This is a genomic window from Nocardioides sp. HB32 (assembly GCF_054058995.1).
Genome location: NZ_JBSSBS010000001.1, coordinates 3,436,865 through 3,452,601 on the forward strand (window position 1 = coordinate 3,436,865; position 15,737 = coordinate 3,452,601).

General features: G+C 68.7%; 14 protein-coding genes and 1 pseudogene. 8 read left to right on the plus strand and 7 right to left on the minus strand.

Going from position 1 to position 15,737, the window contains the following annotated elements; all coding sequences use genetic code 11:
* Positions 1-153: 153 nt before the first annotated feature.
* The 3 genes and pseudogenes from ACVW2K_RS17330 (at position 154) to ACVW2K_RS17340 (ending at position 3,052) form a co-directional block, all read left to right on the plus strand.
* Positions 154-1,908 carry a sigma-54-dependent Fis family transcriptional regulator gene (locus tag ACVW2K_RS17330; protein ID WP_457203372.1) on the plus strand — a complete coding sequence of 585 codons (1,755 nt, stop codon included), beginning with the start codon at positions 154-156 and terminating at the stop codon, positions 1,906-1,908.
* Positions 1,909-2,233: 325 nt separating this feature from the next.
* Positions 2,234-2,386, plus strand: a pseudogene (locus ACVW2K_RS17335) (alcohol dehydrogenase catalytic domain-containing protein); the annotation flags it as partial.
* Between the two features lie 111 nt (positions 2,387-2,497).
* Complete coding sequence (locus tag ACVW2K_RS17340; protein ID WP_457204084.1) at positions 2,498-3,052, plus strand: NADP-dependent oxidoreductase; 555 nt, start codon at positions 2,498-2,500, stop codon at positions 3,050-3,052.
* A gap of 111 nt (positions 3,053-3,163) precedes the next feature.
* Here ACVW2K_RS17340 and ACVW2K_RS17345 read toward each other — a convergent pair whose 3' ends face one another.
* From ACVW2K_RS17345 to ACVW2K_RS17355, 3 genes are all read right to left on the minus strand, one after another.
* Positions 3,164-3,400, minus strand: a complete 237-nt coding sequence (locus ACVW2K_RS17345) for a hypothetical protein (RefSeq protein ID WP_457203373.1) — start codon at positions 3,398-3,400, stop codon at positions 3,164-3,166.
* Positions 3,401-4,279: 879 nt separating this feature from the next.
* Positions 4,280-5,110: a ZIP family metal transporter gene (locus ACVW2K_RS17350; protein ID WP_457203374.1), complete on the minus strand. Its 831-nt coding sequence runs from the start codon at positions 5,108-5,110 to the stop codon at positions 4,280-4,282.
* A 160-nt stretch (positions 5,111-5,270) separates the two neighbouring features.
* The gene (locus ACVW2K_RS17355; RefSeq protein WP_155991914.1) at positions 5,271-5,711 is read right to left on the minus strand and encodes a hypothetical protein; all 441 of its coding nucleotides are present in this window, start codon (positions 5,709-5,711) and stop codon (positions 5,271-5,273) included.
* 206 nt (positions 5,712-5,917) lie between these two features.
* On the opposite strand from ACVW2K_RS17355, the gene ACVW2K_RS17360 reads away from it, so the two are divergent.
* Positions 5,918-6,193, plus strand: coding sequence for a PepSY domain-containing protein (locus ACVW2K_RS17360; protein ID WP_457204085.1), 276 nt, complete (start codon positions 5,918-5,920; stop codon positions 6,191-6,193).
* Between the two features lie 97 nt (positions 6,194-6,290).
* Here the strand turns inward: ACVW2K_RS17360 and ACVW2K_RS17365 are convergent, their stop codons facing one another.
* The 4 genes from ACVW2K_RS17365 to ACVW2K_RS17380 all read right to left on the minus strand — a co-directional run bounded on the left by ACVW2K_RS17365 (position 6,291) and on the right by ACVW2K_RS17380 (position 11,094).
* The gene (locus ACVW2K_RS17365) at positions 6,291-7,625 is read right to left on the minus strand and encodes a bifunctional DedA family/phosphatase PAP2 family protein (protein ID WP_457203375.1); all 1,335 of its coding nucleotides are present in this window, start codon (positions 7,623-7,625) and stop codon (positions 6,291-6,293) included.
* The gene (locus ACVW2K_RS17370) at positions 7,622-8,377 is read right to left on the minus strand and encodes a polyprenol monophosphomannose synthase (protein ID WP_457203376.1); all 756 of its coding nucleotides are present in this window, start codon (positions 8,375-8,377) and stop codon (positions 7,622-7,624) included. The genes ACVW2K_RS17365 and ACVW2K_RS17370 overlap by 4 nt, the downstream gene beginning before the upstream one ends.
* Before the next feature lie 72 nt (positions 8,378-8,449).
* Entirely contained in the window at positions 8,450-9,214 is a 765-nt protein-coding gene (locus ACVW2K_RS17375; RefSeq protein ID WP_457203377.1) for an alkaline phosphatase family protein, read from the minus strand.
* Positions 9,215-9,426: 212 nt separating this feature from the next.
* Complete coding sequence (locus ACVW2K_RS17380) at positions 9,427-11,094, minus strand: hypothetical protein (RefSeq protein ID WP_457203378.1); 1,668 nt, start codon at positions 11,092-11,094, stop codon at positions 9,427-9,429.
* A 117-nt stretch (positions 11,095-11,211) separates the two neighbouring features.
* Between ACVW2K_RS17380 and ACVW2K_RS17385 the strand changes: the two genes are divergently transcribed.
* The 4 genes from ACVW2K_RS17385 (at position 11,212) to ACVW2K_RS17400 (ending at position 15,596) form a co-directional block, all read left to right on the plus strand.
* Positions 11,212-11,877 (plus strand): response regulator transcription factor, encoded by a 666-nt coding sequence (locus ACVW2K_RS17385; RefSeq protein ID WP_457203379.1) that lies wholly within the window; start codon positions 11,212-11,214, stop codon positions 11,875-11,877.
* Between the two features lie 79 nt (positions 11,878-11,956).
* Positions 11,957-13,285: a sensor histidine kinase gene (locus ACVW2K_RS17390; RefSeq protein ID WP_457203380.1), complete on the plus strand. Its 1,329-nt coding sequence runs from the start codon at positions 11,957-11,959 to the stop codon at positions 13,283-13,285.
* A 208-nt stretch (positions 13,286-13,493) separates the two neighbouring features.
* On the plus strand, positions 13,494-14,231 hold the full coding sequence (locus tag ACVW2K_RS17395) for a hypothetical protein (RefSeq protein ID WP_457203381.1): 738 nt from the start codon (positions 13,494-13,496) through the stop codon (positions 14,229-14,231).
* A gap of 102 nt (positions 14,232-14,333) precedes the next feature.
* Entirely contained in the window at positions 14,334-15,596 is a 1,263-nt protein-coding gene (locus ACVW2K_RS17400) for a COG4705 family protein (protein WP_457203382.1), read from the plus strand.
* Positions 15,597-15,737 lie beyond the last annotated feature (141 nt).

The following is a 15,737-nucleotide window of genomic DNA, read 5'->3' on the forward strand; positions in this document are numbered from 1 at the left end:
ATCCCGTGCTTGCCCTTCCATGGAAGGCCGCTAAGGACGTGCGATCTGTCGCAGGTTGAGGCACCCGAGGCCGGCGCCCCAGGCGTAAGGTGATGTGACTGTGTCACGTTGGCACAACAATGGAGATCACTCTTCGCAGAGGGTGGAAGGCAGATGACGTCCACGGCGCGACAACCGGTCGGGACGGAACGGGCACCCGGGAGCGCCCGGTGTGACGAGTTCTCGGACCTGGGCCTGCGAGAAGACATTCACGTGTCGTGGCGACGCAGCAGGCTGGCGCGCGCCCCCACGGACAAGCTCGAGGTGCCCTTCGACGACATCGACGACGATGACCGGCGCCTGCTGGGAGCCGTCGGTCCGGTGCTGGCTCGGTTCGCCGAGCACCTCGCCGAGACTCATTTCAGTCTGGTTCTCGCGGACCGCAACGGCCGCGTGGTGAACACGTTCTCGGGCGCGGACGACATGCGCCGGCACCTGGCCTCCTTGTCGATCGAGCAGGGATACGTCCTCAGCGAGGCGGCCGCCGGCACCAACGGCATCGGCACCGTGCTCGAGGAGCGCCGACCCATGGTGGTGATCGGCGAGGAGCACTACAGCGAGCCGCTCAGGCACCTGATCTGCGCGGGCACCCCGATCCGTAACCCCGTCACCGGACGACTCGAAGGCGTTCTCGATCTGGCGTGCCCGCGGGGAGAGTGGTCCAAGCTCATCTCCCCTGCCCTCGAACAGCTTCGCCACGACGTCGAGGGCGAGATGGCGGCCAGGGCCCCGCTGGCTCAACGACTCATCTTCGAGCAGTTCATCGCACGGTGCCGGGAGACGTCGACCGCGGTGATCGGACTCAGCGACCAGTACATGATCACCAACGCCGCCGCCACGGACCTGCTCGCACCAGCAGACCAAGCGGTGATCTGGTCCGCGCTCAGCGACGACCGCGCGGGCGGAGGGTTCCACGCCATCACGCTGAGCAATGGACGCACGATCGAGGTGAAGTCGCAGGTCATTCGCCTGGGTCGTGCCATCGGCGGACATCTGGTGGAGCTGGCACCGCAAGCCCCCGGCAACCGGTCCCGCGCGAGCCGCCGTCCGGGCCGCCGCCGGCCGGCCACGACCGTCGAGTCGATCCTCGACAACGTCGTACGAGCCGACCCCCAGCGGCTGTTGATCCTGGGCGAACGGGGGTCCGGGAAGGTGACCCTCGCCAAGCAGGTGCATCAGCGCCTCAACGGCGATCAGCCGATCAGCCTGATCTCCTGCGACCTCTCCCTCGTCGGCGCCGGACAGCCCTGGCTCGACGAGGTCGCGACCGGTCTGCAGCGAACCGAGGAGACGATCGTCCTGCGCCATGTCGACGTGCTGACGGCACCGGTCGCACAGGCCGTGGTCGCCCTCCTCGACCGCGGCACCACCGGCCCCAGGGTGATGGCGACGGCGTCCGACCCGCTCACCGACGGTCGGAGTGGCGCTCTCCATGAGGCCCTCGGAGAGCAGACGGTCCAGCTTCCCCCGCTACGTGATCGACGATCCGAGCTCGCCACCCTCGCTGCGGCGATGCTCGACGACATCGCCCCCGGGGTGCACGTGAGTGGCCGCGCCCTGGCCGCACTGCAGAGCTACGGCTGGCCCGGGAACCTCACCCAGCTACGGTCGGTACTCGCCCAGTCCGCGAAGGCAGCAGGACGGCACGTCATCGGGCTCGAGCACCTGCCCGGCGAGGTCGCCGGGGCGCTTCGCGGACCTCGGGCGCTGAGCCGCATCGAGGAGCTGGAGCGTGAAGCGATCATCGCGGCGCTTCGCGAGCAGCGCGGCAACAAGCTCCGCGCCGCCGAGGCGCTCGGCATGTCACGCTCGACGTTCTACCGACGGCTGCGCCAGCTGGGTCTGGACCCCTCCGCCTTGCTGAGCTGACCCGTCCGGGCCCGCGACGACCGCCTCGGCGCGCGCCCGCAGTGCCACTGCGGCCATCCGATGGACCTGCACCGAGTCTGGGCACGATGCCCAGTACGGCACGGCCTCCGCCTCGGCCGCCGCCAACGCATCCTCGAACCGAGCGAGGCGAACCAGCTCCTCGCGCACCAGCTCGTCGCGCACCAGCGCCAACACCTCCGGAATGTCTCGGGACATCTGAGGCACCTCCTCTTCCCTCGAGCCCTGTGCCACTCCATGGAAGCCCGGTTCCGGTGGATGAGATGTTCCAGGTTGACCCACCGTTCTCCGGGAGAGGTACAAGCGGCCCTTCGTCCTCGGCCACGACCTGGCCGGCGTGATCACGAAGGTCGGCGCCGACGTCCACGACTTCGAGGCGGGCGACGAGGTCTACTCCCGGCCGCGCGACCTGCGCGTCGGCGCCTTCGCCGAGCAGATCGCGATCGACGCTGACGACGTCGCCCTCAAGCCGGCCGCACTGTCCTTCGAGGAAGCCGCCGCCGTACCGCTCGTCGCCCTCGCCGCCCGGCAGGCGCTCGTCGACCTGGCTGCGGTCCGGCCCGGACAGAAGGTGCTCGTCCACGCCGGTGCAGGTGGGCTCGGGTCTACCGTCATCCAGTTCGCGAAGCACCTCGGTGCGCACGTCGCCACCACCGCCCACACCAAGGACGTCGACAAGGTCCGCGCCCTGGGTGCCGACGAGGTGGTCGACTACACGCAGGCCGACTTCACCGACGTCCTGACCGGGTACGACGTGGTGCTCGACTCCCTCGGTGCCGCCAGCCTGGAGAAGTCGCTGACCGTCCTCGAGCCGGGCGGTCTTGCCATCAGCGTGGTCGGACCACCCGACCCGCACTTCGCCACCCAGCTCGGGCAGCCCATCCTCAAGCCCGTCATGGCGGTCCTGAGCCGCAAGATCCGCCGTCGAGCCCGCAAGCTGGGCGTGCGGTACTCGTTCTTCTTCATGCAGGCCAGCGGTGCCCAGCTCGCCACGATCGCGGAGCTCTACGAGGCCGGCACCCTGCGCCCCGTGCTCGACCGTGCCTTCCCGTTCGAACGGACGCTCGACGCCATGGCCTACGTCGAGCAGGGCAGGGCGAACGGCAAGATCGTGGTGACCCGATGACGACGGCCACGGCCAGATCGGACATCGCGGCCAGGACGCCCACGCGTCAAAGGAAACGCCGCACCGGGCACGGCCGGTGCGGCGTTTCGCTCGATGTGGTTGCTCAGGGGTTCAGCGACGGGTGCCCGCGTACTCGCGGTGCTCCTCGTCGTCGTAGTAGTCGCGGCTTCCGGACTTCGCCAGGCCGCGGCTGATCATGTAGCCGATCGTCAGCAGTGAGGCGTAGAACCAAGCGTGCTGGGCGTCGAAGTTGTCGGCGATCTGCGAGGCGATCAGCATCGCCACGGTCACGAGGATGAAGGCGATGAGCTCGGTCGTCTTGACCGCGGCCTTCGTCTCGGTGCTCACGCGACGGGCGTTGACCCTGTCAGGTGTTCCGGTGTGATGCGTGGACTGTGTCATCGAGGTTGCCGTCTCTCTCTCGGTTGACGTAGCGCGCCGAGTTGGCGCACGACCGGCCCTCTGGTTGCCTCGAGGTCTCAGGCGCAACCACGCCCAAACGGGTTGTCCTTGGCCGAACGCTGACACCGACCCGGGGAGATCGCTCGGGTCCGCCAGGTTTCCGCCAGGTTTCAATCAGTTCGGCCGCGGGGTAGAAGCGGGGGAAGCGCCGGCCCGTCCGATGCGGGTCGACGCCTCCCTGGCAGGTGGGCTGCCGCTCGTTCCCCCGTCGAACGGCAGCCCACCTCGTCACACAGAGAGGCAGGGCACGGCTTCGATGTCCGTGGCTGCTGATAACCAAGACATCCGCGCCAACGAGGCGGCATCAGCGCACCCATGGCCGAGCCGTTCCAGCACGGGCACTTGCGCGCACAGGTCGCCACCCTCCTGGGCCGGTAGCCCCGACGACGATCGCTCTCCCCGCGCCAGGCCCTGAGGCGGAGATCTGACTCCACACACTCGGCCCACCAGGGACCGGAAGGAGAGCCCGAAGTCAGATGCTGCACATCTGGTTTCGGGCTCCCGGCTCACAGGACGCTTCGCCGGGCGGGGCGACTCTCGTTGGGCAGGTCCAGGGGCAGTGACGGCCCAGATGACGCGCGGGCTACGTGACGCGTTGAACCGTCACGCTCACTCACACGCGATGCGACGTCGTGTCGAACTGCACTGCCGTCTTCTCCGGTCCGGCTTCCCCGGGGAGGCGGACAGTGCTGGGTGGGGCTGGGTATGCCCACGACCGTCAGGCCGGGCGCATCTGGAACGGCTTCGGACCCGTTCCGCCCGCACCTAGACGCCAGCGGCGGTCACAATCGCGTCGGTGAGGAACCCGGCGATCAGGCCGATGAGGATTCCGTACGCGAGCAGGTCGCTCCGCCGGGCCTTCGCGGCGACCCCGATGAGCTGGGTGATGACGTAGATGAGCGACCCGGCGGCCAGGGCCAGAAAGGCGACGCTGAGGGGCTCGCTGGTGAACCCGTGACCGACCAGGGTGCCGACGAAGGTCGGGGCACCGCCGATCGCACCGAGCCCCAGGAGGAACCCCCAGCTGGGTCGCCGGGTCGCCCCGGTCTCGTCGAGATCGGCAGCGAGCGGGGCGACGATGCCGAAGCCCTCCGTGGCGTTGTGCAGGCCGAACCCGATGACCAGCATCACTGCGAGCGCGATCTCGCCCGAGGCAGCCGACTGGCCGATGGCCAGGCCCTCGGCGAAGTTGTGCAGCCCGATGCCCACGGCGATCATCAGCGCGAGCCGGCGCGCATCCGACCAGCTGGCGATCCCCCGGACGCGCGCGGTCTCTCCGACCGTCATCGCACCGGGTCCGAACGGCCGTGCCGGCCTCCCGACCTGGCGTGCCATCCAGCGTTCGTACCACACCAGCGACAGCAGGCCGACAGCCAGACCGGCGACTGCGATCAGGCCGTAGCCGATCGCCGCACCCAGCCCGCCTTCGGCCTCGTGGACCGACGCGAGCGCTTCGTCGATGGGCTCCCATGCCGCGGAGAGCACGTCCCAGACGAGGAAGAGCAGGACACCGACGGCGGTGGCGTTGAGGAAGACGCGCAGCGACGGCGACGCGGCGCGCAGCCGACCGATCGGGAGACCGATCAGGATCGTCACCCCGGCGAGAAGTCCTAACAGCAGGGTGGTTCCGAGTCCCACGAGCGGCCCCAATTCCACAGAGTACGGATGACTCGCTTAGGTTAGCCTGCCCTCCCTTGTTTAGGACAGTCCGGCGGCCTTCGTCTGCGGTGGCAGTCAGCCGGCTGGCCGAAACTGGCTACGAGGTCGTGGTCTCCCCCACCGTGGTGATCGGTAGTCCGTAGTGCCGGAGCCGGTGAGCGAGATCCTGGTGGAGTCGCTCGGCGACCGGGTGCCGGGCGAGCGCCAGGATGAGCTCGTCGACCGGCTCTCCGAACAGGATCTCCTCGATCGCGTCCATCGGGTTGTTCCTCACCGAGACCGAGGCGATGACGTGGCCACCGGCTGCCGCCTCCAACGCCGGAAGCGCACGCAGCAGGTCACGCTCCGCCTCCTCCGCCTTGTCATGGCGCTCCGGATGGAGCAGATGCACCTCCCCGCGCGCGGGGTTCGGAACGACCAGGCGGAAGCGGGCCGGACTCCGCAAGGCGCGCTCGCGCACAGCCGCCACCAGGTCAGGCGTGAACGCGGTCCCATGGGACACCACCAGGACGCGGGCTGGACGAGAGCTCTCCGTCATGGATCGACGGTGCCGCGATCAACCTGTTCACGACCTGAACGCGGCACGAGCAGAGTGAACCGCGTTCCGTCCTCGTCCTGGGTCAGCAACAAACGACCTCTCTGGGACTGGGCGAGCGTCCTTGCGAGTCGTAGGCGTTCTCGGCGGCGAACCACTCGCCATCGGTGCCGGTCAACGCGACATCGACGGCGTAGCCCTCGCCGGCACTGGCCGTCACCGCTGGCGGCGTCGCTGTCGCGACGAGCGGGGACGACGGAGCGGCCAGTCACCAGTACACCCAGGAGCAGGCCGACGCTGCGACGAAGGCCGCCCTCGAGGCGACCGGCGGAGGGACCGCGAACAGCGTCGAGAATGACAACGAGAACGGAGCGACCTACGAGGTCGAGGTCACGAAGCCCGACGGCACGACCGTCGACGTTCGCCTCGACGACAAGTATCAGATCGTGGTCATCGAAGGTGATGGCGACTCCGGCGGCAACTGACGGCACTCTGTGGACAGCGGGGGCGCGGAGATCTCTCTCCGCCCTAGCTGCACCCCGGTCAGACCGCGCCTGCGACCTCTCGCTGGTGTGTCGGCCGTCAACGGGCGCTGCGAGCGGTCGCCTCAGCGGTGAAGCGTGAGGCGACGGTTCCGCGGGCGCCCTCGTCGCCGGATCCTGTCGTTCCGGCCGGCTGATTCGGCGCAGCCTTGGGCCGCGCTCGCTGCGACACGGCGAGCAACAGCAAGCCCAGCCAGGCTGTGACCACCAGCCACGCCGCTATCACGTCTGTTGCCCAGTGGTAGCCGAGGTAGACACGGCTCGCGCCCACGACCAGGCACACCGCCCCCGCAGCTCCCACGACCACCGCCCGCCCGGCACGCGTGAGGTGGGGCCAGAACAGCCACACCAGCAGAGCGGCGAACGCGGCGGTCATCGACGTGTGCCCGGAAGGAAACGACGAGCTCGAGTCCGCGGGTCCGAGCCTGAGTGACGTGCCCGGACGTGCCCGGTCGATCAGCTGTTTCAGTCCGAGCACGAGCGCCGCAGCGCCTGCGATGCCTACGCCGAGAACACCGGCTTCCGCGAAACGGCGACGCCCGGCGAGAACGACGAGGACCCCCGCCGCGAGGACCGCGATGCTGGCCTCGCTGCCGATGAGCGAGGCGGCGCTCGCCACGTGGTTCAAGAAGGTGGTGCGGTGGGTGGCGACGTCCGCCGCCACCGTCGGGTCGTGGGTTGCCAGTCCATCGTGCTCGGTTGCTGCGTCCGCCAGCAGGATTACCCCTGCGGCTGCGGCGACCCCGGTGAGGCCGGTAAGCCACGGTGCGATCCCGACGTCGTGCGCTCGAAGGACCGCGGCGACGGCGGGAAGGAGCGACACGAGCACGATGCCGAGGACGATGAGCTCGATGTGGTCGCGCAGGATCGGTACCCCGCCGAGAAGGTAGCCGGCCAGCAGCATCGTCGTGCACCACGCGACGCCTCCCACCACGTTGTAGGCGAGGTAGGTCCGGTAGCGCATCTTGGCGGCGCCGGCGGCGACAGGGGTGAATGTTCTGGCGACCGGGACGAAGCGGGCAAGTACGACGGCCTTCGGGCCGTAGCGGTCGAAGAAGGTCGCGGCCCGGTCGAGGTGTCCGGGGTCGAGGAGGCGTGAGCGTTGCCGGGTCAGGACCCGGGGGCCATAACGGCGGCCGATGCCGTACCCGGCCTGGTCGCCCACCACTGCGGCGAGGGTTACGAGCGGGATGACGAGCCAGATCGGCAGGTTGATGGTGTGTTGTGCGACCAGGAGGCCCGTCGTGAACAGCAGCGAGTCGCCGGGTAGGAAGAAGCCCGCGAGCAGACCGGTCTCGGCCACCACGATTCCCATCGCGACCAGCACGGCGAGCGGGCCGAGAGAGGACAGGAGCGCGTCGATGGCTCCGTTCATGCGACTCGGTCCTGCTGGCGGTGGCTCCGCGTCCGTAGGTGGCGCGTCCGTGCCTCTTGGATCCGCCAGGCGAGTACCCGCCACAAGGCCTCAACCGCGATGGCGGTCGACATCTTCGAGCTGCCGACCTGGCGTTCGACGAAGGTGATGGGGACTTCGACCATCCGCAGGCCTTGGCGGGCGGCCTGCCACGTGGTTTCGATCTGGAATGAGTACCCGCCAGCGTGGGTGCCCTCTTCGGCGAGGACGGCCAGCGCCCGGGGTCGGTAGGCACGGAAGCCGGCGGTGCAGTCGTGGACTGGAAGTGCGAGCACGAGCCGGACGTAGGCGTTCCCGGCGCGGGAGATGAGGCGCCGATGCCAGGGCGAGCCGACCGTGCATCCGTGGGGCACGTAGCGGGAGCCGATTGTCAGATCGGCGTCGTCGAGCGCGGCGACCAGCCGGGGTACCGCGTCGACCGGGTGTGAGCCGTCGGCGTCCATCTGGACTACGACCTCGAATCCCTGCTCGCGGGCCCATGCGAACCCGGCGCGATAGGCGGGGCCGAGACCTGCCTTGTTCGGGCGGTTCAGCAGGTGCACACGGCTCCGGTAGCTGGGATGGGCCGCTACGCGGGAGGCGGTTCCGTCAGGACTTGCGTCGTCGACAACGAGAACGTGGAAGTCAGCAAGCGCGGCCACCTCGAGAAGATGATCGAGCAGGCTCCTGATGGTGAGCGCTTCCTGGTAGGTCGGGACGACAATCAGGTTCACCCACGCACCCTCGCTCGGCTGACCTGCACGCAACCTGACCGGTGGAGTGCGATGCTAGGCGGTGTTGTTTTGTCAGCGAAGGCCGAACGCGCCGAGCAGGGACGGCGCGTCGGCGGCGTTGGCCAGCGGCGCGATGCCGGCGGTCTCCGCGTAGGCGCGCGACAGCGAGTAGTGGTTCAGAGCGGTGCTCGAGACCTGGTGCTCGAGACTCGGGTGCGCGACGACGGTCAGAATCCGATTGTCGTGGTGCCGGTCGTCCTCGTCGGCCGTCACGACCACCACGAGCCGGCCGGAGGCGAAGTCAGGACCGGCCAGCACCAGCCCCACGTACTGCCGCATCCACTCGTCGGCCTGGGACAGGGGGCAGTCATGGGCGTCGTTGCACGTGTCGGGCACCACCAGCCCGATGTTCGGGAGGTTGCTGGCTGCGACGTCCTGTCGGAGGGCGGGGAGCGGCAGGTCGTGCTCCTGGCATTGCTGTCGCTCTGCGACGTAGTAGGTCCATGGGTTGTGCCGGACCGCGTACGTGCCGTCGTTGACGTCTTCGCAGGGGGTCGACATGGCCTCGGCGTAGACCGTCGCAGTCCGGCCCGCGTCCAGGGCCTGCCCGAAGACGCTGGGAGCGTCGATCGGGTGCCCGGCCGGCGAAGCGTCATCCAAGATGCCGTACGTGTCGCCGCCGGCCATCGCCAGGTAGTTCGGCAGGGACGGATGGGTGATGGCCTGGTAGTTGGTGGCATACCCGTAGCGCTGCGCGACGCTGTTCAACCACGGCATCTCCTGCTGCATCTGGTCCAGCGAATGGTTCTCCACCACGAAGACCAGCAGCTTGGTCACCTCCCGCCCGCCTCCGGGTGCCGCCGTGCTCGGCGCGGTCGTCGCCGTGGGAGTCGAGGTTGCGGAACTGGCGGCGCTCGCTCCCGACGGTTCGTGCGATGAGGGCGCCGACGACCCGCAGGCGGCGAGGGCGCCGAGGACGACTGCGACCAGGACGGCGGCGGCGCTGGTGTGTGCCGCCGTGCCGGGAGTGCGTCGATCCATCGGCTTCGTCACTTCGCGGGGCCGGCGCCCACGGTCCCGTCCCCAGTGTTGCCCGACGGGAAAACCGTGCGTTCGAACACGTGCCAGTCGCCGGCCGCGGTGACCTCCCGGTAGCGGTCGTCGAAGACGACCTGTGCGTGGGTGGCATCGATCCCCCACGTGGCGAGCGAGCCACCGGAGACGACCACCCATCGCGGAGCATCCGGGCTGGTCAGGAGTCGGGTGAAGTCAGCGAGTTGCGGGTCCCGGACCCGGGCCGTCAGGCTCCACAGGTGCTCGTAGGGACTCTGCAGGCCTGCGGCGAGGACGATGTTCGGGTGGCCGAGCTCGACCATCATGGTGTCGCCGGGGCGGGACTCGGCCCGGATGTAGGTGGCGACCCTCGTGTCCGACGACATCTGCAACGGGTGTTGGACCGCGAACACGAGGGCGAGCGCGGCGCAGGCAGCCGCGTAGCCCGCCGCGAGGCGTAGCCACCGTCCGCCGTCGGACGCGGCGGTCAGGAGCACGACGCCCGGGACGACCGCGATCAGGTAGTGCTGCCAGTAGCTGCCGCCGAGCAGGGCCCCGGCGATCTCCCACACCAAGGTCGCGATGGCGGCCGACAGCAACAGCGGCTCGCGCAACGGCCGCCGGAGGGTGAGCAGTGCGGCTGCGAGCACCATCGGTATTCCGGCGACGAGACCGGCCAGCATCATCGTGTGGAAGCGGTCCGCGTTGGTACTTGCCGCGGAGTTGCTGATGACGGAGGCCGCCTGGGCGCGGAAGGTCACGAGTGCGTCCCACAGGGCGAGCGGTTTGGTGCCGCGCAGGTCGGCGAGTACCAGCACAAGCACGGCCGCGCTGGCAGCTCCGGCGGTGAACGCGACTGCGCGCACCACGGCATCCCACCAGCGGCGCCGAAGTGCCAGACCGGCGAGGAGAATGACTGCGACGACGATGCCGTCGATCATGTTCTGTTTGACAAGGACCGCGGCAGCGGTGAGCACTCCAGCGAAGAACGGCACGGCATGGCGGTCGACGTCGGTGTTGGCTCTCACCGAGCGCAGCAGAAGCGCGAAGGCGCCCAGTACGAACGGGACCGCGAGGAGTTCACCGTCGATCTCCATGCCGTCGAACAGCGGCGTTGACAGCAGTGCCGCGCACACCACGGCTCCGGTCGTCCCGGCGAGCCGGGCCGAGAGCGCGACCGCGAGGACGACCGCAACCAGACCGATGATGCGCAGGCCGGTGGCGCTGCCGAGGTGGTTCGCCAGGCCGTAGATCGCGATCAGGAGCGGGGGGCGGTCCACGAAGTAGGCCCCGTAGAGCGAGTTGCCCGGCGACCATTGGGATGCGACGAGCATGTACCCGCCCTCGTCCGGGGTGAGCGGCCGGGTGATGAACGGGAGCCGCACCAAGGCTGCGGCGACTGCGATGACCGCCGGCCAGACCAGGCGGGGGCCGGCGGCGGCACGGTTGGGTGCGTCCCGAGCCTGTTCGCGCGTGGTCATGCCCAGTGCTCCGCGAGCGTACCGAACCGGGTGGATCGACGCGGCGGCAAGTGCCACTCCTGTCACGCTACCTCCAGCGAGGACGGTGTCTGCCCGCCGAAGGTTGTGCGGGTGGCGAATCCGGCGGGTACCTGCGCCGAGGTGGGCGCGTGGAGCACCAAGCGGTGCCGGCGGCGGCAGCATGAGTTCACGCTCTGCCGGAGCACCTGCAGGCAACCTGAACGGCCGGCGCCGGGGCGACAGTCAGGTATGTTTCAGGTTTGGCTGCGCATTCTCTGAGTCAGGAGAGAGGCGGCGGCGATGGCTCGAATCGGACTGTGTGAGGACGACCCGTCGATCCGGCGGATCGTTCTGGGCGCACTCCGCCATGCGGATCATGTCGGCATCGCCGCACACGACGGACGGGAAGCCGTTCGCTTGTTCGCCGAGGACGATGCGCTGGACGTCCTCATCCTCGACATCGGACTTCCCGACGCCGACGGCCGTGACGTGTGTATGGCGTTGCGCTCAGCCGGGCAGACCGCGCCTGTGCTCTTCCTGACCGCGCTCGGCGCGGTGCACGACCGTCTTGCCGGCTTCAGCGCCGGCGCCGACGACTACCTTCCCAAACCGTTTGACCTCAAGGAGTTGATTGCGCGGGTGGAGGCGCTGACGAAGCGCGGAAGGATCGTTGTCGCTGAAGCGCCCGGTGACCTCGTGCTTGACCCGGCCCGGCACTCGCTGGTGTGCAAGGACAAGGAGGTGCTGCTGACGCCGACGGAGTTCCGCATGCTCGCAGCGGTCACCTCGAGGCCTGGCGAGGTGGTGCGGCGTCGCGCCGTGGTCGCCGCAGCCTGGCCGGACGGTGCGATGGTCAGTGAGAACACCATCGACACCTACGTGCGACGGCTACGGGTGAAGTTGGCGGACGTCGAGTCCCCGGTTCGTCTGCAGACCGTCCGCGGCGTAGGGCTGACGCTCAGGTGATCTTTGCCTGTGGTGGATCCGACAGGTCGGGATTCCGACCCGGCGGCGCGCCCCGACTTGAAGGGCCATCGTCATGAGGATGGTGTCGAAGACGCTGCTGAGGCTGACGCCCACCTCGTTCCGCGGGCGGATCGTCACGTCGACCGTGGCACTCATGGCCGTCGTGATGGTCTGCGTCGGCATCGGGGTCCAATTGCTGCTCGGCTATGTTGCGCACCGCGACATCGACCGAGTACTGGCCGAGCGCGCCGACGCGGTCATCGGTGTGGTGGATGCTCAGTCCCGCGCCAGCACGCCCCTCGAGGTCCCTCCTGACGCCGTCGAGCCAGGAGTTCGCGTCTACGACCAAGGCGGCCAGCTGGTCGCCGGCACCATCGAGACCGAGGCGCGAGACGAGGCGGACGATCTGGCGAATGTGACCGTTCCCACCACCGCCGCCGCGAACGAGGAGCTCCGACTCCTCGCAGTGCCGTTCACCACTCCAGACGGCCAACGGGGCGTGGTCGTCGTCAGCCAGGAAGCCTCGCCGTACGAGCGTGCAGAGATGTACGCGTTTGCCGCAACGATCGGTATCGGCCTGCTGGCGATCGCACTCGCGGTCATCATCGCGCGACGGGTCACCTCTCAGGCCCTCGCACCCGTTACCCAAATGGCCGCACGTGCCGCCGATTGGAGCGAGCACGACCTCAACCACCGCTTCGACCTCGGCCCAACCGACGACGAGCTCTGCCAGCTCGGGGAGACACTTGATCATCTCCTCGATCGTGTTGCCATGGCGATCCGCTCCGAGCAGCGACTCACCTCTGAGCTCGCACACGAGCTCCGAACGCCGCTGACCGCGATCCAGGGCTCGGCAGACCTCGCGCTGATGCGCGGGGTCTCCGACGACGACGTCCGGGCCGACCTGGTGGAGATCTCGAAGGCCGCTCGCGTCATGGCAGAGGTGATCACCACGCTCGTGGACGTCGCCAGGGACCCGGCCGCCGCTGGCGCCTCGGCCACCTGCCGCGTCGGCGATGTCGTCGGTGCGATGCGCCAATCGGTTCCAGTACACCTCGACCTGGTCGAGGACGTCAGCGACTCCTCCGCGCGGATCGCAGGACCGCGCCCCATCGTCCTACGCGCGGTCGCACCCGTGCTGGACAACGCCATCAGCCACGCCAGGTCCACAGTCACGGTCCGCGCGGTCGATCTGCCCCATCGCGTCGCCATCAGCATCAGCGACGACGGTCCCGGCATCGACGACCGGATTCGCGAGAGGATCTTCGAGGTTGGCGCGTCCGGGACAGGCGGCACCGGCCTCGGGCTCGGGATCGCGCAACGAGTAGCACGCTCGCTCGGCGGGGACGTGCTCGCCGCGACGACCACAACCGGCGCGATGTTCACCATCAGGCTTCCGCGAGCATGAGTTGCTTCCGCTAGGTGCGCCGGATCCAAGCCGTCCCCTCTGCGGCTCCCCGGCCTGCTGGTCACGTGCGGGCCGTCTCTGGACGCAGACTGGCCGCCGGCTGATGGCGGCCGATCGGAGGCGGCCTGCGCGCTTCAGCAAGGGTTCAGCGGCCGAGATGAAGACTCGAGGTCGACAGTGAGACAGGTCCCGAGGCAAGCAGCACACGATGAGGAGCAGAGTCGCAATCTCGGCGGTGGCCGTGCTGGCCGCCGGAGCGGCGGGAACGGCGCCGACAGTCGCCACCTCCGCCGACGCAGCGCACAGCACCCAGGCTGTCCGAGCGCTCGACCCCGGAGACTTCCAGCACCCTGCGGCGAACATCTACTTCCCGCTCCGCCCGGGCACCGTCTTCCGCTATCGGGGCGGTGACGAGCGCCAGCACTTCACCGAGAGACTCGCAGTCACCCATCGAAAGAAGACGGTCCAAGGCGTCCGCACCCGCGTGATCTCCGACGTGCTTCGGCGCTCCGATGGCACCCTCGCGGAGAAGACGTCGGACTGGTACGCCGCGGACGACCAAGGCAACGTCTGGTACTTCGGCGAACGGACTGCGACGCACAACCGGCACGGCGACGTACAAAGCCGTGACGGCTCCTGGGAGGCCGGAGTCGGGGACGCCGTGGCCGGGATGATCATGCCCCACCACCCGCAGCCGACGGACGCCTACCGCCAGGAGTTCCAACGCGGGGTCGCCGAGGACCAGGCCTGGATCGTGGAGCGGGGCTTCTCGGCGAAGGTCGCCTACGGCACCGTGCGCCACGTGGTCCGGTCACTGGAATGGAGTCGGCTCGAGAGGGCCGTGGTCTCGGTGAAGCTCTACGGTCCGCACCTCGGGATCATCCGGGAGGGCGACATGGCTGGCGGCCACGAGAGGTTCCAACTCGTCTCGGTTCACCGACCCTGACCCGGGCAGAACCCGCTCGCTCTCGGCCCCCGGCCTCCACCGACGCACTGACTCTGCGACGCATTCAGGTTGCTAGCAGGCAAGGCACGAAACCGTGATCTCATGACCCAGCAAGCAGTCCCCGCTCGCATCGGGGCCCGGCAGATGCTCAACAAGGTCCCCGAAGTCACCATCTGGTTCTGGGTGATCAAGATCTTGTGCACGACCGTCGGCGAGAGCTTCGCCGACTGGATCAACATGACCCTAGGTGTCGGGCTGGTGGACACAGCGATCCTGTTCACCGTGATCTTCGCCGCGGTGCTGACGGTCCAGATGACGCTTCGGCAGTACGTGCCGATCGCCTACTGGCTCACCGTCGTAGTCGTGAGCGTGACGGGGACCTTGTACACCGACATCCTGACCGACCAGCTTGCCGTGCCCCTCTGGATCAGCACCACAGTCTTCTCGGTTCTCCTGGCTGCCGTATTCGGGATCTGGTACGCCCGCGAGCGAACACTGTCCATCCACACGATTGTCACCGTGCCACGCGAGTCGTTCTACTGGCTGGCGGTTCTGGTCACCTTCGCGCTTGGTACCGCGGCCGGTGATTGGACCTTGGAGCTGACCGGCTGGGGCCCCGGTAAGTCGGTGCTCCTGCCGCTGGCCCTGATCGGAATCGTCACCGTGGTCTGGCGGCTCGGCGCCAACGAGGTTCTCACCTTCTGGCTCGCCTACATCCTGACCAGGCCGCTGGGCGCCAACATCGGCGACTGGCTGGCGACGCCGAGCAGTGAGAAGGGTTTGGGCCTCGGGACGTTCGTGACAAGCATCATCTTCTTGGGCGCGATCTTGGCGACGGTCATCTACCTGTCGATCTCCAGGGCGGACGTGATCGAGAGCGAGGAGGCGCGCCCCACGGGCAGGTATGCGCGACCCGGGCGCGAACGGCCACTGCTCGGCGTACTGGTCGCGGTCGCGTTTTCGACCATCGGACTCCTCGCGTGGGCCAACCAGCAGCCGCATGCGAGTGCTCTCGAGGCGGAGGGACCCGCGCCCAGCTGTTCGGGTGCCACGCTCAACCAGCAGCAGGCGACCCAGCACGTGGCGTCCAAGTTCCCGGCCTCCTCCGTGGACAACTACCGCACGATCGCGAAGGACACTCTTCAACTCGTCAACTCCGGCGACCAGTCTGGAGCTGCAAGCCGCGTCACGGATCTGGAAACTGCGTGGGACGACGACCAGGACTCGTTGCAGCCGAAGGACTGCCAGGCCTGGACCTACGTGGACAAGCAGATCGACCCCGTCCTGTCGGCGGTGCGCGCCGCGAATCCCGACAAGGCCGAGGAGCAGCAGGCCCTCAACGCTCTGTTGACCACGCTCGGGTAGACCGCTGGCCGCGGTCAGCCGATCTGACGGCGGGGCAGGCTTCTCGGCATCGGGGACGAGACCGAAACCAACCCCCGACCGGACAGGGCGTCGGCACGGCGGTCGGATCGGGCATCTCGGCGGTCCCTACGCGGCCGGACC